This is a genomic window from Enterobacter cloacae complex sp. BZL2005 (assembly GCF_049238885.1).
GTDB classification, from domain to species: Bacteria; Pseudomonadota; Gammaproteobacteria; order Enterobacterales; family Enterobacteriaceae; genus Enterobacter; species Enterobacter roggenkampii.
The window spans coordinates 21,227-36,709 of record NZ_JBMKGI010000004.1; the positions used below are offsets into that span (position 1 = coordinate 21,227).

The following is a 15,483-nucleotide window of genomic DNA, read 5'->3' on the forward strand; positions in this document are numbered from 1 at the left end:
CGCGCCTGTTTCCCCTCTCACTGGTGCTACCCATGGCGTATCAACTGAACCTGAACTGGCCGGAGTTTCTTGAGAAATACTGGCAAAAACAACCCGTTGTGCTGAAAAATGCCTTCCCGAATTTTGTCGATCCGATTACCCCGGACGAGCTGGCAGGGCTGGCGATGGAGCCGGAGGTCGATAGCCGTCTGGTGAGCCATTTCAACGGTAAATGGCAGGCCAGCAATGGTCCGTTTGAGCACTTCGACGATCTGGGCGAAACCGGCTGGTCGCTGCTGGCGCAGGCGGTGAACCACTGGCATATGCCCGCCGCGGAGCTGGTGCGTCCGTTCCGCGTTCTGCCGGACTGGCGTCTGGACGATCTGATGATCTCCTTCTCCGTGCCGGGCGGCGGCGTGGGCCCGCATATCGATCAGTACGACGTGTTTATCATTCAGGGGATGGGCAGCCGCCGCTGGCGCGTGGGCGACAAGCTGCCGATGCGTCAGTTCTGCCCGCATCCGGCGCTGCTGCATGTGGATCCGTTCGAGCCGATTATTGACGAAGATCTGGCTCCGGGCGATATCCTCTACATCCCGCCTGGATTCCCGCACGACGGCTTTACCCAGGAAACGGCGCTTAACTACTCCGTCGGCTTCCGCGGGCCGAACGGCCGCGATCTGATCAGCAGCTTCGCCGACTACGCGCTGGAAAACGATCTGGGCGGCGAGCACTACAGCGATCCGGATCTGACCTGTCGCGAACACCCGGGCCGCGTGGAGCAGTACGAGCTCGATCGCATTCGTCAGATGATGATCGACATGATCGGCAAGCCGGACGATTTCACAAAATGGTTTGGCAGCTTTGTCTCCACGCCGCGTCACGAGCTGGATATTGCCGCCGCCGAGCCGCCGTACGCGCCGGAAGAGGTGCTGGACGCGCTGCAGGGCGGCGAAACGCTGTCTCGCCTGAGCGGCCTGCGCGTGCTGAACGTTAACGGCAGCTTCTTCATCAACAGCGAACAGCTGGAGACGGTAGACGCGAAGGCGGCGGATGCGCTGTGCCGCTACACCGAACTCGGCCAGGCCGAGCTGGGCGATGCGCTGAAAAACCCGGCGTTTGTCGAGGAGCTCACCGGGCTGATTAACCAGGGATACTGGTACTTCGACGAGTAGTGACGTTTACCGTCAATACGGCCTTAGCTTTCGGGTTAAGGCCGTTTTTTCTGCTTTCCGCTGACATGTTCTGTCATTACCTGCGGTTATTCTTGTACTACCTAAAAAGAGAAGGGTTTTCATTGCAGTTTTTTCTGCAAATGCCGTTAACACCTATCAGGCACCCTTAATAATTACGCAATTAAAACTGAAAATAGCCTTCGGCTGGTAAGAGATAATGGGAAAATACAGAACAGATCAAGACCTGGAGCTACTTCGCTACTCAGACAACGAGATGCTGGAAGTATTGGTTAACTATCTCACCACGGATAAAGACGGGTCGACGCGTTACACTGAGTCCTTAACGGGTGAGAAAGCATTTCAGGATGCAGGTAAAAACTATAAGCAGGTTTGGCAACTCATCGGGGCGGAGCTACAACATTTCGGTGGCGATACCTTTGTTAACCTCTTCCGTGGTAACGGCGTGCTTTATAAAGAAATCCTGACGGACGTATGCAAGAAACTCTCCGTTAAAACCGATTTCTCTGCGGATACTGTCGATATTGAGCAGGCCCTTCTCGCAAAATTATTCACTGACTCCTGGGATAAAATGAATGAGGAAGAGCGCCGCAACATCCGTCGCGAACTCAAAATTGACGGGAATCTTGCTAGTGGTGCGGCACTGACGGCAATCATCACCGCAATCCGTATGGGCGGATTTATGTCCTACCAGGTGGCGATGATCGTAGCGAATGCCGTAGCGAAAGCGGTGCTGGGCAGGGGGTTGGCGCTGGCCGCCAATGCGGGACTGGTACGCGCGATTGGGATTTTTGCCGGTCCGATCGGCATGGCCATTACGGCGTTACTGACTATCCCGGCCATCAGCGGCCCGGCGTTTCGCGTTACGCTGCCTGCCGTGGTGCAAATTGCTGCCATGCGCCAGCAAATGCTAAACAAAGGTGGAGATTTCTTTTGATGAAGGAAACGTTGCTTACTATCGACTGGGTGAATGTGTACAAAGAGGTTCAAAGCGCGCTGGAAACCGGGCACGTCATTATTCGTGATGGGGTAGCGTACTGGCACGCCATGTCCGGTAAAAGCGGGATCGCTCAACACCTTCCGCTAAAAGAGGTGGTGCTGGAAACGGCCTCGATTGGCGACATCAAACAACTTATACAAATGGCACAGACCGTTCAGCTGGCTGCAGTCGGCGTCTCCACGGGGATCATCGTGGGGGCAATGGTGGTACAAACCATGTATTTGTCGAAAAAAATTGATCAACTGCAGCAGAGCATGGATCTGATCTCCGAAGATGTGCACGCGCAGAATGTTATTTTCTACATGGATAAACTGTCTCGCTACTTTGGCGTCGTAGAGTCTGCTCGCGTTATGTTGCTGGATCGCACGCTGGTGGATGAGACGCATGACGTTGCGGCACACCTCATTGTCCGAATGGGCAATGAACGCAACGAGGTTCTCTCGTTTATTGATAACTTGCTCTCCTTTGCCGATAAACTCAGCGACAGGCATTTAGAACAGGTTCTGGATTTCATTACTCTCATGCTCGATCTGGTGCCAAAAGCGATCTACATCGAGAGCCAACTTTGCGATCGCTACGGAAAATTCAGGCTGGCAGAGCACCTGATGCGCGAAAACTCACGCCGCTATGCTGCCACGCTGGAACATTATCGCCAGTGGTGTAATAGCAAAGTTAAGGAGAGCATCAGCGGTCGCGTTGAGCCACAGTCGCTTGCCTTTACCCGTAAGCAGGAAGATTTGCGTCTGTTATTTAAATCGGAAGATAACGCGCTACTGCTCCAGGAGCTGGTTTCCATCGCCCCCCTTCCTCTAAAAGCGTAATCATGATGATGCCTGGAACTTTTTCCAGGTATTCTTCTTATTTCTTGAAGCATATTTTTTTCTGACACATTTTGTCAGTCCCATCCTCTATTTTCTCTTCACTGACCAATATTGGTAGGTCTGCTCGAAACGGTAGGAAATATCATTGGAGTTTTCGACGCTCCTGCCGTTAACCAATATTGCACCAGCAACTTAATTCAAATTTCCTACAGCCCATAATGAGGTAATACATGTCTCTGGGACGAATTCGACCGCAATTTACGCAGGGCCTGGAGAAAGCAGCCGGTGAAGAAAATAAGGCGTTTGCATCAGCGGTTATTCCCCGTTTTACGCTAGAAAACGATGTGGCGCTGACGACGCAGGTCATTGCCCAGCTTGATGAAGCCAGAGCCAAAATTGACCACTTCCATAAAATTTACGTGGAATGGGAATTCGCAGCGGTCGACCCTATGGGGAACGGGATCGTGCTGAATTTTTTTGGCCCACCAGGAACCGGCAAAACCCTGACGGCAGAGGCGCTGGCAGGTTCGCTTAAGCGCAAGATTATGGTTGTCAGTATTGCCGATCTCGAAAGCAAATTTATGGGTGAAACCGCGAAAAATATCGCTGCTCTTTTCCGTCAGGCCACGGAGGAAGAGGCCGTGTTGTTCTTTGATGAAGCAGACACCCTTTTGGGTAAACGTCTCTCATCTGTTACTCAGGGCATTGATAATGAAGTAAACGCGATGCGTTCCACCTTATTGATTGAGCTGGAAAAGCATACCGGTATCGTCATCTTTGCTACCAACTTCGTCAAAAACTACGACAGCGCATTCCTCAGCCGTATCTCTCACCATGTTGGTTTTACGTTACCCGGCAGCCAGGAGCGTTTTCGCATCTGGGAAAAATTGCTCGTGCGCGCTATTCCGCTTGCCGATGCACGGGAAACGATGCTGGAAAGCGCCGTGTCTCTCTCCGAAGGGCTCTCTGGCCGAGATATCCGCAATGCCATGCGCCTGGCGCTACCTAAAGCCGTACTGGAATCAGAACAAAAACTTACGCTTAAGCATCTTGAAAGTGCACTTGCGCAAATTCGTGATGCTTACGACGCGATATCGAACGCGGCCTCTTTCGTTCCACCACACATTAACACAGCAAAAAAAATGCTCGGTTTGAGCTAAGGGTTGAATCATGGGTTTATGGAGTCGTATTTGCTCTGCAGTCTCGTACGTACGAGATGTCGCTTCATCCGTCGTCAGCAAAGCAAAAGAAATTGCCGGAAAAGCGATCGGTTTCATGGCAGAAAAAGCGGAAGGCTTTGTTGGTAAAGTCAGCCAGATGTGGCAACGCATTAAGCCGCATATCGGCACGGGACGTAAAATTCTTCAGATGCTAGGCGGTTTTATCACATTGCCATGGGTAAAGAGCGCGCTGGCAGGGCTGGATCGCGCGCTGGCATGGCTGGAAAAACTTGATAAACAGCCGCTGGTAAAAAAGCTGCAGAAAGCCCTGGAGTGGGTCATTAACTGGTGTAAAAACGCCCACCAGAAACAAATGGAGGAGCAGGAGCTTGAAGAGGCTCGCCATCATGCTCAGGCTATGGCTGAAGCGGGAGGTGAGTTGAGTGGTGAGGAGAAAGAGGCTGTGTCGGCTTTCGCACTGGTGAACAGCTATCTTATCGCAAAAGCAGAAGTGGATATCGCCGTGAAGCGAGATACGCTGCAGGACTTCGAGTATTTCCTGCGCCTGCGTGCAGTGCAAAAGCTGCTCGCCTTCTATGAAACCCGTATGCAGGCCGTGAAGTCCATCAGTGATGTCGATGCGGATATGCACTTTATGGTTTATGCCGCGAACGCGCTGATCCAGCAGGAGGCAGAGTTTAGCGATGCCGATACTCTGCGTCTGGATAACCTCACTCAGAGACTATTCGGCAAGCCGATTATCCCGTTTGTCTTCGAAGAGATGATTATTGCATGGGAGAAAAGCCGTCAGCTTCTGGAAGAGGAGTGGGAGAAGAAAAACAGCGCGCTTTCGAAAGATCGTTTGCTGCATAACCGTCTGGTGCGCGCGCTAAAATACGAAGAACTTGAACCGGGTGAAGTGGGCGTGCTGAACGATCTTAAAATCACCCTGCCGCGTGATACGGCCGATCTGGAACAACTAGGCGACGATCTACTGGCGCGCCATAGCTACGTCAACGCGGCGGAAGGCTTTCTGCAGATGCTCGAAAAAGAAGAACAGCAGCTGATTGCGGAAGGCAAAGCGTATCTGCTCGATCAGGGGGCGATTGTGGGTGCACTGCTGATCGACTGCTCGCAAAACGATCGCGCCTGGTCTTCTCTTTCCCAGCAGGAACAGAGCTTAATTACCGATTTCGCCAACATCTTTGCTGCCGATTGCCAGAAACGTACTGAAGCGGGTCTGCTCGTCGAGGTGGTTGCATGAATCTGCTGACTGAAATTGGCCACTTTTTGATCCCAGGCTTTGATGCGCTGCAGATGGGCTTTTTCGGCGTAATGCTGCTGGCAGTAATCTACACCTGGCTCTCCGTCAGGCGCAATGCGCAGGAAGCGCGCTGGCAGCATGCCTGGGAGCAAAGTGGATTACAGGCTGCTCAGCCGGGGGTGAGTGCAGAAATGGGATCGGCCGCTGAGCTGAGCCAATCACTGGCGACCAAAGCTGAGAAAATAGCCGCCATTATGCCGGGTATGCTGTTGATCCTTGGTCTGTTGGGAACCTTTCTTGGGCTGGGGCTGGCGCTCGATAAAGCTTCCGGCATTTTGCATAACGCGGGAAACAGCATTGGTGCAATGGACTCCTCCATGCGCGACCTGATGGAGATGATGCAGGGCCTGGGCACGAAATTCAAAACCTCAACCTGGGGGATTATTGCCTTTATCGCCCTCAAAATCTGGGAGTCGAAAAATGGCTATGAAGAGCGCCGTCTCAACTGGTGTATGGCCAAACTGCAGCACTCCCTGACCGAAGAATATGCCCTGCAGGCGGAGGAAAATGCTTCCAGGCAGCAGCAGCGTGAAGCTGGACGTAACGCGGCTACCGAGCGTCTGGTGGAGGCGATGGCGCTGCAAACTGTCGCGTTGCGCGAGGAGTTCAGTCAGCAGGCAAAACGCAGTGAAGAGCAGGAAGCGCAGCGTCATCAATACCATCTGGCGGCGTTAAAAGAGATCGCAGATATTAATAATCAGTCGCGCAATCTGCTGGAAACTTACACCCGTAAAAGTGAAGAGAACCTGGTAGCACTGCAGCAGGCGGCGACTACTATGAGTGATGCTTCGCAGCAAGTCTCTGGCTCGGCGATGAGCCTGGAAAAAGTGGTTACCGCGCTGGGTGCCGAACTTAGTGAGGTCATGACCGGCATTAAGCAAGAGCTGTCGCAGGTAGTGAATGAGATGAATGCCGACTTCACTCGCAACGTGCAGCAGATGAGCGATAAGCTGGCGGAGTCTACTCATCAGCTCAGTACGACAATGGGCCAGATAGAAACCTCCCTTAACGGTGCTATCGCCAGCATGGATGCGTCTTTCCGCGGCAACATGACGCAGATGGCCAACCAGCTGGAATCCGCCACTTCGCAGATCAGCGAGTCGGTTAACAACATGTCTTCGCAGATCGATTCAACCATGACCACGGTGAAAGAGAGAACCGAAGCCGCGGCGAAAATTCAACGTCAGGCGATGGATGAATTCTCCGAAACCAGCCTGACGCTGAATGAACAAGTCACCTCTATGACAAACTATATTCAGCGCGTCACGAAGGAGATCGCTCTCGGTCTGGCCGCCGTTTCCGAAGGCAACCGTAAGATGGAGCACTACATCACGCGCTTTAACGAGGCCTTCGATCAGCTTGGTGCATTGCCGGAAACCGTTAAGCAGATCACCACTCAGGTGTCTGCATTGTGCACCCGCATCGATAAGTTGCTCCCGGCTCAACAGCTTGTCGCCGAACGTGTTGAGGTCTGATATTGCCGATGAAAGATAAACCGAATGAGTGGATTTCTATTTCCGATCTAATGGCAGGGGTCATGGCCGTGGTGATGCTGATGCTGGTGTTATCGGTACTGCAAAACAAAGTGGCTGACGTAAAACGCGAGCAGGAGAAAAACAGCGGCCAGGCAGCCGCTCAACAGAAACTGAATGCCATGATGCACAGCATGCAGCAGGAGATGGTGGATCAGGGAGATGCTGCGCTGGTGGGGTTTGATATAGCCAGCGGAAAAATTACGCTGCGGGATAAAATCTTCGCCCGCGGTAGTGCCTGTATCACCGATCAGGCAAGAGATGCACTTGCTCGTCTGGCACCACGGATTCAGGCGTTCGTGAGCGGTTCGACGAACACTCAGGTTTTTGTTGAGGGGCATACGGATAACATCAACGTGAATAACCCTGTGGTCGATTACACCAGGTTCTGTACCGTGTATGACGATAACTACACGCTCTCGGCTGCCAGAGCCCGTGAAGCACGTAAATTGTTAATTGCGAACCTCAACGATCAGCAATCGCATCGTGTGATTGTGGCCGGTTTTGGCGACTCTCAGCCGCTAAAAGGGATTTCACCCAGCGATGAGCGTAATCGCCGCGTTGAGGTGCAGTTCCTGACGCACGCGCCGTCACGTCAGGAGCAGGGCAGCGCTCTGTAACTCAGCGGCTGGTTGAGTAATGGCATCTAAACCAGCCCGCTATAGGGACTTACTGAACCGTTGGAGAGGACTGGGGTGAGGGCATCAGGCCGCACTAGCCCTCCTCCATCGCAATCACAATCGCTTCACCCATCTTCTTCAACGCCTCGCGATGTTTCTCCGTTGGCGGCAGCGCCACGTTGATCCGCAGGCAGTTGCGGTACTTCCCGGAGGCGGAAAACAGCGACCCGGCCGCGGCCTGGATCTTCAGCCGGCACAGCTGCTTGCTGACGCACACCATATCGACCGTCTCCGGCAGCTCAACCCACAGCAGGAAGCTGCCCTGCGGGCGGGTGACGCATATCTCTGCCGGAAAATACTGCCGCACCCAGCAGGTGTAGGTCTCCATATTCTGCTGATAAATCTGGCGCATACGCCGCACGTGGCGATGGTAATGGCCGTCGCGGATAAACGCCGCCACCGCCATCTGCGTGCCCGGCACGTTAAACCCGCCCGCGGCGTACTTCATGTGCATCACCCGGTCGTAGTAGCGTCCCGGCACAATCCAGCCGACGCGCAGGCCCGGCGCCACGGTTTTGGTAAACGAGCTGCAGAGGATCACGCGGCCGTCGATATCCATGGAATGAATGGTGCGCGGGCGTGGGTACTCCGCCGCCAGCTCGCCGTAAATATCATCCTCGACAATCACGATATCGTGCCGCTGGGCGAGGGCCAACACCTGCTTTTTCCGCGCCTCCGGCATGATAAACCCGAGCGGGTTATTGCAGTTGGGCACCAGGATCACCGCCTTGATCGGCCACTGCTCCAGCGCCAGCTCCAACGCTTCGATGCTGATCCCGGTTTCAGAGTCGGTGGGAATTTCAATCGCCTTGATGTCAAACCCGCGCAGCATCTGCATGGTGCCGTGAAACGACGGTGATTCCACCGCCACGATATCCCCCGGTTTGCACACCGAGAGCAGGGCGATCGACAGCGCGCCGTGGCAGCCGTTGGTGATCACAATGTCGTTTGCCGCGACGGTGGAGCCGCCGTCCAGCATCAGGCGGGCGATTTGCTCGCGCAGCTCCAGGCGCCCGTCGAGCACGTCATAGCTCAGCATCTCGCCGGGGTTATGCTGCGCGATGCGGCTCATCTCGCGCCACAGGGGCTTCAGGCTCGGCTGGTTAATATCCGGCGAGCCGCCGCCAAAAGAGATCATCTCTTTGTCGGCGCGGGCGTCCAGCAGCATCATCACCTCATCCCACTGGGTAACGTCCACCGGGCGCTGTACCGGACGGGTCATCGCCGGGACGGGCGGCTGGGCTTTGCGTTTCGAGACGAAATAGCCGGAGCGCGGCTGAGGCGTGATCAGCTGGAGGTTTTCGAGGATCTGGTAGGCCTGCTGTATGGTGCTGATGCTCACGCCGTGCTCCTGGCTCAGCGTGCGTACCGACGGCAGACGTTCGCCGCTGCGATACAGCCCTTGTTCAATGCGTTCCGCCAGGAGGTTGGCCAGATGTTGATAGCGCGTCATGCTGTATCCTTTATTTTCACCATACAGATTATTAAACCAGTACAGATTGCCGCAAAAAACGGCATGCAGATACCGTTTTAGCGGATCTGTATGTTAAAAAAAAGTTGTTTTTGCATCTGTATTGCGCAGGTCGATTTCCAGGATGATAACCCCACTGGCACAGCGAGGAGAGCATCATGGAATTCTACGAGAATCGTTCAAAACGTCCGTTTATCGCGTTTGTCTGGGTAGCGAAAACGCTGCGTAACTGGTATCGCATCAACCGTACCCGCCGTATTCTGAGCCAGATGAGCGACGAGCAGCTCAAGGACGTCGGGTTATCGCGATATGATGTGTGAGCATAGGGTTGCCTGGTGGCGCTACGCTTACCGGGCCTACAGGAGACCGTAGGCCGGGGAAGGCGCAGCCGCCACCCGGTGGTTTTCAGCTCAACAGTTCTAGCGTCTGCCGTTTCGGCATTTCCAGCAAATCCAGCGCCTCCTGATACGACCGCACGTTGTTATAGCCCATCACCAGCCCGTAGCGTTTTCCTGATCCGTGATACCACGCCGAAAGCGCATTGACCTGCAATTGCTGTTCCTGCCAGCAGCGGGCGATCTCCCGGTCAGCGCTTCCCTTTGCGAGGAACGCGACAATATGCATCCCGCCGTCGTTTTGCTCGGTGAAAAACAGATCGCCATAGACCTCACGCAGGGCGGCAATCATCCAGTCGCGGCGGGTCTGATAGAGCGCGCGCATCTTTTTCAGATGACGGAAAAAATGCCCTTCGTTGAGAAACGCGGTGAGGATCTTTTGCGTCAGCACCGGCTGGCCGCTGGTGAGGATGTCCGCGCTGTCGGTAAACGCGCCGACGGTGCTGGCGGGCATCACCACGTACCCCATGCGCAGCGATGGCATGATGGTTTTGCTGAAGGTGCCCATAAAGATCACCCTGTCATGCTGGTCGAGGCTTTTCAGCGACGGCAGCACTTTGCGGGTGTAGTGAAATTCGCCGTCATAATCATCTTCGATAATCCACGCCTCGTTTTGTGACGCCCAGTCGAGCAACTGCTGCTTGCGCGGCAGGGAGAGCGTCACCGCCAGCGGGCTCTGGTGCGACGGAGTAACGATGGCGAAGCGGGCATCGTGGTGATTACGCAGCAGGTAGTCCGTATCCATCCCTGCGCGATCGACCGGCACGGTGTGCAGGCGGGGCACAATGCGCTTGAGCAACTGCTGGCCCATAAAGTAGCCTGGATCCTCAAATACCACCTTATCGCTGCGGCTGGCGAGCGTGTCGAGGATCAGGCGCAGGCTGCCGCTGTAGCCGCTGGTGATCATTACCTGTTCCGCAGTGCAGGATAACCCGCGCGAGATATTGAGATAGCGGGCTATCGCCTCGCGCAGCGGATACCAGCCCAGAACGGGCGGGTTGAGCATTTCATCCTGACGCATGGCGCGCGTCGCCTGGCCCGCCAGCAGCAGCCATTTTTTATAGGGGAAGCTGTCGAGCGCGGGAATGCCGGGGCGCAGAAAACCGGCTCGTTCGCGTTGGCTAATCAACGACGCCGGCAGCGTGCCGGTCGCTTGTTCTGTGGGGGCGTTTTGCGCGGGCAGCAGAAGATCCGGATTCACCCGCGTCCCGCGCGCGCCCTGGCTCACCAGATACCCTTCGCCCGTCAGAATGGCATACGCCGTCTCGACGGTTTTGCGCGCCACCTTCAGCTCTTCCGCCAGCAGGCGGATGGCAGGTACCCTGTCGCCCGGCTTCAGCACGCCGCGCATGATGTTGTCGCGATAGCGGGAATAAATCTCGTGATAGCCCGGCTTCATGTCCTACCTCGTTTCACGCTTTTTGTATCTTTTTACTATGTCATGAACGGCGTAGATTTGCCTCATCGCATGACACATGCCGCACAAAAAGAGGAAAGACCATGAGCACTCGCGTTAACCACCATAAAGCTACACCTGCCCTCGCCAACGCGCTGTCTGCCCTGAGCATGGAGGTGGCAAAATCCTCCATCGATCCGGCGCTGAAGCACCTGATCGACATTCGCGTGTCGCAGCTGAACGGCTGTACGTTCTGTCTGGATATGCACTCAAAAGAGGCGAAAATCGCCGGCGAGCGCGAGCTGCGCCTGTACCATCTGGCGGCCTGGCGCGAGTCCCCGCTGTTCAGCGCCCGTGAAAAAGCCGCGCTGGCGTTCACCGAAGCGCTGACCCAGATTGGCGTTCACGGCGTGAGCGATGCGCTCTACCGCAGCGTGGCGGAGCACTTCTCGGACGTGGAGATTTCAGAGCTGAACTTCGCCATCGTGGCGATCAACGCCTGGAACCGTCTGGGGATCACCTCCCGCATGGCGCCCGGTTCGCTGGACGCGGCGTACGGGCTGAATAAGGCTAACCTGGAATAATTCCGCGCTCGCGGATCATCGCCACCAGCGCCCGCAGTCCCGGCGGGACGTGGCGATGGCCCGGGTAGTACAGGCGCAGCCCGGCAAACGGCTGCGCCCAGTCGCTTAAGACGCTCACCAGCTCCCCGCTTTTCAGCTCGTCCTGAATATAGAGTTCCGGTAAAAATCCCACCCCTAACCCCGCTTTTACGGCGCGGATCGAGGCAAAAAGATCGGACGTCGCAAAGCGCGGCGGCACGGCAAGCGCGTACGTTTCACCCCGACGGGCCAGCTCCCAGCGGTAGATCCCGCCGTGGGCCATACGCATGCCGATCCCCTGGTGTGAAAGCAGATCGTCCGGCGTCTCGGGTGTGCCGTGACGGGCGAAATAGTCCGGCGTGGCGGTGACGAGCTGGCGGATCTCACCGGTCAGCGGCACGGCGATCATGTCCTGCGGAACGGACTCTTCGAGGCGGATCCCCGCGTCATAGCCTTCGGCGACGATGTCGATCATCCTCGCTTCGCTCACCGTTTCCACGCGCATTTTCGGGTAGCGGATCATGAAATCGATCAGCAGCTGGTCCAGAAACAGGGTGCCGATATGGTTCGGCACGTTGAGGCGCAGCGTTCCGGCGGGTTCCCCGGAGTCGCTGTGGATCTCCTCCCCGGCGAGGCGGATCTCCTGTAGCGCCGGGCCGATACGCGCCACGTAGCGCTGTCCGGCGTCGGTGAGCGCCACGCTGCGGGTGGTGCGGTTGAAAAGCCGCGTCTCAAGGCGGCTCTCCAGCCCGGCGATGGCGTTGCTGACCGCCGTGGCGGACATCCCCAGTTCCTGCGCCGCGCCGCGAAAGCTGCCGCGCCGCACCACCGCCATCACCACTTCCAGCTCTGTCAGACCTGAACGATGCATAGATTATCCTGAAAATCGAAACAACCCTTGCAGCATAGCGTGGATTATCGCAACGGAGAAGCCGTGACAGACTGGGCTCACACAGCCTGAGGAGGTTTATATGCACACCATCGAACAGATCTTTATTAACGGCGAGTTTGTTACCCCGCACGGTACCGAACGGTTTGATTTGTACAATCCGGCGACGGCGCAGGTCATCGGCCAGGTTCGCCTGGCGGATGAGGTTGACGCTGAACGCGCTATCGCGGCGGCGAAAGCGGCATTTCCGGCGTGGTCGCAGACCACAAAGCAGGAACGCATCGCCGCGCTGAAGCGCATGCACGCCGCCGTGGCCGCTCGTCACGACGCTCTGCTGGAAGCGGTCATTGAAGAGTACGGCGCGCCCGCCTCGCGCTCGGCGTGGATGGCAAGCTATCCGGCAGAGGTGATTGCTCAGGCCATCGAGGCGCTGGAGGCATTTGAGTTTGTCACCTCCGCAGGTGCCGCAACGGTGCAGATGACGCCGCTCGGCGTGGCCGGGCTGATTACGCCGTGGAACAGCGATGCGGGGTTTATCTGCGGCAAACTGGCGGCCGCGCTGGCGGCGGGCTGCACGGCGGTCATCAAGCCGAGTGAAATGAGCGCACTGCAAACGCAGATTGTCACCGAAGCGCTGCGCGACGCTGCGCTACCGCCGGGCGTGTTTAACATCGTCACCGGACGGGGTGAGACGGTCGGTGACACAATCAGCCGCCATCCGGACGTCGCGAAAATCTCGTTCACCGGTTCCACGAATACCGGCAAGGCGATCCTGCGCAACGCGGCGGAAAGCTTTAAGCGCGTGACGCTGGAGTTGGGCGGTAAATCACCGACGATCCTGCTGGATGATGTGGATCTGGCGCAGGCGATCCCGCTGGTGATCCAGGCCGGGTTTATGAACAGCGGGCAGGCGTGCGTGGTCGGGACGCGCATTCTGGTGCCTTACTCGCGCAAAGCGGAGATCGAAACCGCGCTGGCGCAGGCCGTGGCGGCGATGAAATCCGGCGACCCGCGCAACAGCACGACAGACGTCGGCCCGATGGTCAGCGAAAAGCAGTGGCTGCGGGTGCAGGGCTATATCCGCAAAGGAATCGAAGAAGGGGCGCGCCTGCTGGCGGGCGGCGAAGGGCGACCGGAAGGCACGCGGGACGGCTGGTTTGTGCGTCCGACGCTGTTTGCCGGCGTGAACAATCGGATGACCATTGCCCGCGACGAGATTTTCGGCCCGGTGCTGTGCGTAATCCCTTATCAGGACGAGGCGGAGGCGATTGCCATTGCCAACGATACCGAGTACGGCCTGAGCGCGATGGTGCTGGGCGGCGATGTGGACCGCGCGCGACGCGTGGCACAGCAGATTGTTTCCGGTCGCGTGCTGGTGAACACCCTGGCTCATGAACCGAAAGCGCCGTTTGGCGGGTTTAAGCACTCCGGCGTGGGGCGCGAGATGGGCGAGTGGGGGATCCGCGCGTTTATGGAGCCGAGGTCGGTTCTGGGCTAAAGCTTCGCTCTTTACCGAAGCATTGTGCTTTTCCATCCTGCATTCTCTCCTCAATATCACAGCGGAGAGACCATCATGATCGCAGTCCTTTTCGAAGCCAAAGCCGCGCCTGCCCATCAGGCGCGCTACCTCCAACTTGCCGCAGAGCTTAAGCCTTTGCTGGCCGACATCGACGGCTTTATCGATATCGAACGGTTCCAGAGCCTGACGACCGACGGCAAAATCCTCTCCCTTTCCTGGTGGCGGGATGAAGAGGCCGTCCGCCGCTGGAAGCAGAACGTCTTCCATCAGGCGGCGCAGGCCGAAGGACGGGCGTCGATTTTCTCTTTCTACCGTATTCGCGTGGCGCAGCTGGTGCGGGAATACAGTTCCGAAACCGGAGGGCACGCGGATGTATGACGTTCACGTGATTTTCCGCGACGGGCCCGGCGAGCTGGCGCGCTTTGGACAGCTGTTGGGGCGCAACGGCGTGGGGCTTGAGGGTGGCGGCGTATTCGGTACCGATGCCCATTTCCTGGTGGAGGACGGGGAAAAAGCCCGCCGTGTGCTGCTCGACGCCGGGTTTACCGTGCAGGCGCTGCGAAAGCCGGTGATCAGAAAGCTTAAGCAGGAGCGTCCTGGCGAGCTGGGCGAGATAGCGGCGGCGCTGGCGGCACGCGGCGTGTCTATCCTGACTCAGTACAGTGACCATGCGAATCACCTTATTCTGCTGACGGATGATGATAAGCTGGCCGCTGAGATCACCACACCCTGGGCGACGAATGTTAAAGACGAGCTTACCCTCTGATAACAGCGCGATGCTGGAAAAGGCGATTGCCGCGGTGGCGGCTGCAATGGCCGATCCGTCGCGCGTGAAGATGCTTTGTGCGCTAATGGACGGGCGTGCGTGGACGGCCACTGAACTGAGTGCGGCGGCAGACGTTGCGCCGTCGACCGCCAGCGGGCATCTTGCCCGGCTGGTTGAAGGGCAGCTAATTACCTGCCTGTCGCAAGGGCGGCATCGTTATTATCGTCTTGCCGGGCACGACGTGGCGGCGCTGGTGGAACAGATGATGGGGCTTTCGTGGAGCCGCATTACCCCGCCGGAAACCAGCGCGCCGAAAGCCATGCGTGAAGCCCGGACCTGCTACGACCATCTCGCAGGCGCGGTGGCGGTGCAGATCTATGATTTCATGCAGGCGGAAGGCTGGCTGGAGGCTGACGGTTCCGCATTGACCCTGTATGGTCGGGAGCAGTTCCTGGCACTCGGTATTCCGTTAAGCGCTCATCCGCGTCGGAAGGCCTGCTGCGCCTGCCTGGACTGGAGCGAGCGGCGGTTTCATCTTGGCGGTGAGGCGGGCGCTGCGCTGCTTATCCACATGGAAAGCAAAGGCTGGATCCAGCGGGTGGCGGGTTATCGGGAGGTGGTGGTGACGGCTTCGGGGAAAAGTGCCGTCAGGAAGCATTTTAGCCGCTAAACGCCGCTGCGGGCTGATGCCCTCACCCCGACCCTCTCCCACAGGGAGAGGGAGAACATCGTTTCGCAATTCCTGCGCTTTAACTT

At 57.1% G+C, this 15,483-nt stretch carries 16 protein-coding genes; 13 read left to right on the top strand and 3 right to left on the bottom strand.

Annotated features, from left to right (window positions below):
- The first annotated feature begins 32 nt into the window (after nt 1-32).
- The 7 genes from ACOTXI_RS09655 to ACOTXI_RS09685 all read left to right on the top strand — a co-directional run bounded on the left by ACOTXI_RS09655 (nt 33) and on the right by ACOTXI_RS09685 (nt 7,629).
- The gene (locus ACOTXI_RS09655) at nt 33-1,154 is read left to right on the top strand and encodes a cupin domain-containing protein (RefSeq protein ID WP_058654260.1); all 1,122 of its coding nucleotides are present in this window, start codon (nt 33-35) and stop codon (nt 1,152-1,154) included.
- Between the two features lie 217 nt (nt 1,155-1,371).
- The gene (locus tag ACOTXI_RS09660) at nt 1,372-2,109 is read left to right on the top strand and encodes a DUF3944 domain-containing protein (RefSeq protein WP_008501340.1); all 738 of its coding nucleotides are present in this window, start codon (nt 1,372-1,374) and stop codon (nt 2,107-2,109) included.
- On the top strand, nt 2,109-2,993 hold the full coding sequence (locus tag ACOTXI_RS09665) for a hypothetical protein (protein ID WP_008501339.1): 885 nt from the start codon (nt 2,109-2,111) through the stop codon (nt 2,991-2,993). The genes ACOTXI_RS09660 and ACOTXI_RS09665 overlap by 1 nt, the downstream gene beginning before the upstream one ends.
- Before the next feature lie 230 nt (nt 2,994-3,223).
- Entirely contained in the window at nt 3,224-4,153 is a 930-nt protein-coding gene (locus ACOTXI_RS09670; protein ID WP_008501338.1) for an ATP-binding protein, read from the top strand.
- A gap of 10 nt (nt 4,154-4,163) precedes the next feature.
- On the top strand, nt 4,164-5,417 hold the full coding sequence (locus ACOTXI_RS09675) for a hypothetical protein (RefSeq protein ID WP_045409336.1): 1,254 nt from the start codon (nt 4,164-4,166) through the stop codon (nt 5,415-5,417).
- Nucleotides 5,414-6,952 carry a hypothetical protein gene (locus tag ACOTXI_RS09680; RefSeq protein ID WP_008501336.1) on the top strand — a complete coding sequence of 513 codons (1,539 nt, stop codon included), beginning with the start codon at nt 5,414-5,416 and terminating at the stop codon, nt 6,950-6,952. Before ACOTXI_RS09675 ends, ACOTXI_RS09680 begins: the two co-directional genes overlap by 4 nt.
- A gap of 8 nt (nt 6,953-6,960) precedes the next feature.
- Nucleotides 6,961-7,629, top strand: a complete 669-nt coding sequence (locus ACOTXI_RS09685) for an OmpA/MotB family protein (RefSeq protein ID WP_058654310.1) — start codon at nt 6,961-6,963, stop codon at nt 7,627-7,629.
- A 94-nt stretch (nt 7,630-7,723) separates the two neighbouring features.
- Here the strand turns inward: ACOTXI_RS09685 and ACOTXI_RS09690 are convergent, their stop codons facing one another.
- Nucleotides 7,724-9,142, bottom strand: a complete 1,419-nt coding sequence (locus ACOTXI_RS09690) for a PLP-dependent aminotransferase family protein (RefSeq protein ID WP_058654259.1) — start codon at nt 9,140-9,142, stop codon at nt 7,724-7,726.
- 176 nt (nt 9,143-9,318) lie between these two features.
- Between ACOTXI_RS09690 and ACOTXI_RS09695 the strand changes: the two genes are divergently transcribed.
- Nucleotides 9,319-9,480 (top strand): DUF1127 domain-containing protein, encoded by a 162-nt coding sequence (locus ACOTXI_RS09695; RefSeq protein WP_003863073.1) that lies wholly within the window; start codon nt 9,319-9,321, stop codon nt 9,478-9,480.
- A gap of 85 nt (nt 9,481-9,565) precedes the next feature.
- On the opposite strand, the gene ACOTXI_RS09700 is transcribed toward ACOTXI_RS09695, so the two are convergent.
- Nucleotides 9,566-10,954, bottom strand: coding sequence for a PLP-dependent aminotransferase family protein (locus tag ACOTXI_RS09700; RefSeq protein ID WP_058654258.1), 1,389 nt, complete (start codon nt 10,952-10,954; stop codon nt 9,566-9,568).
- Nucleotides 10,955-11,055: 101 nt separating this feature from the next.
- Between ACOTXI_RS09700 and ACOTXI_RS09705 the strand changes: the two genes are divergently transcribed.
- Nucleotides 11,056-11,535: a carboxymuconolactone decarboxylase family protein gene (locus ACOTXI_RS09705; protein ID WP_058654257.1), complete on the top strand. Its 480-nt coding sequence runs from the start codon at nt 11,056-11,058 to the stop codon at nt 11,533-11,535.
- Here the strand turns inward: ACOTXI_RS09705 and ACOTXI_RS09710 are convergent.
- Nucleotides 11,522-12,424, bottom strand: a complete 903-nt coding sequence (locus ACOTXI_RS09710; RefSeq protein ID WP_103786779.1) for a LysR family transcriptional regulator — start codon at nt 12,422-12,424, stop codon at nt 11,522-11,524. The genes ACOTXI_RS09705 and ACOTXI_RS09710 overlap by 14 nt on opposite strands.
- A 100-nt stretch (nt 12,425-12,524) precedes the next feature.
- Between ACOTXI_RS09710 and ACOTXI_RS09715 the strand changes: the two genes are divergently transcribed.
- The 4 genes from ACOTXI_RS09715 (at nt 12,525) to ACOTXI_RS09730 (ending at nt 15,397) form a co-directional block, all read left to right on the top strand.
- A complete protein-coding gene (locus ACOTXI_RS09715) occupies nt 12,525-13,940 on the top strand; it encodes an aldehyde dehydrogenase family protein (protein WP_058654255.1) in 1,416 nt (471 codons plus the stop codon).
- A 75-nt stretch (nt 13,941-14,015) separates the two neighbouring features.
- A complete protein-coding gene (locus tag ACOTXI_RS09720; RefSeq protein ID WP_003863082.1) occupies nt 14,016-14,339 on the top strand; it encodes an antibiotic biosynthesis monooxygenase family protein in 324 nt (107 codons plus the stop codon).
- Nucleotides 14,332-14,727 (top strand): amino acid-binding ACT protein, encoded by a 396-nt coding sequence (locus ACOTXI_RS09725; protein ID WP_022650340.1) that lies wholly within the window; start codon nt 14,332-14,334, stop codon nt 14,725-14,727. Before ACOTXI_RS09720 ends, ACOTXI_RS09725 begins: the two co-directional genes overlap by 8 nt.
- Complete coding sequence (locus tag ACOTXI_RS09730) at nt 14,702-15,397, top strand: ArsR/SmtB family transcription factor (protein WP_032608444.1); 696 nt, start codon at nt 14,702-14,704, stop codon at nt 15,395-15,397. The genes ACOTXI_RS09725 and ACOTXI_RS09730 overlap by 26 nt, the downstream gene beginning before the upstream one ends.
- Nucleotides 15,398-15,483 lie beyond the last annotated feature (86 nt).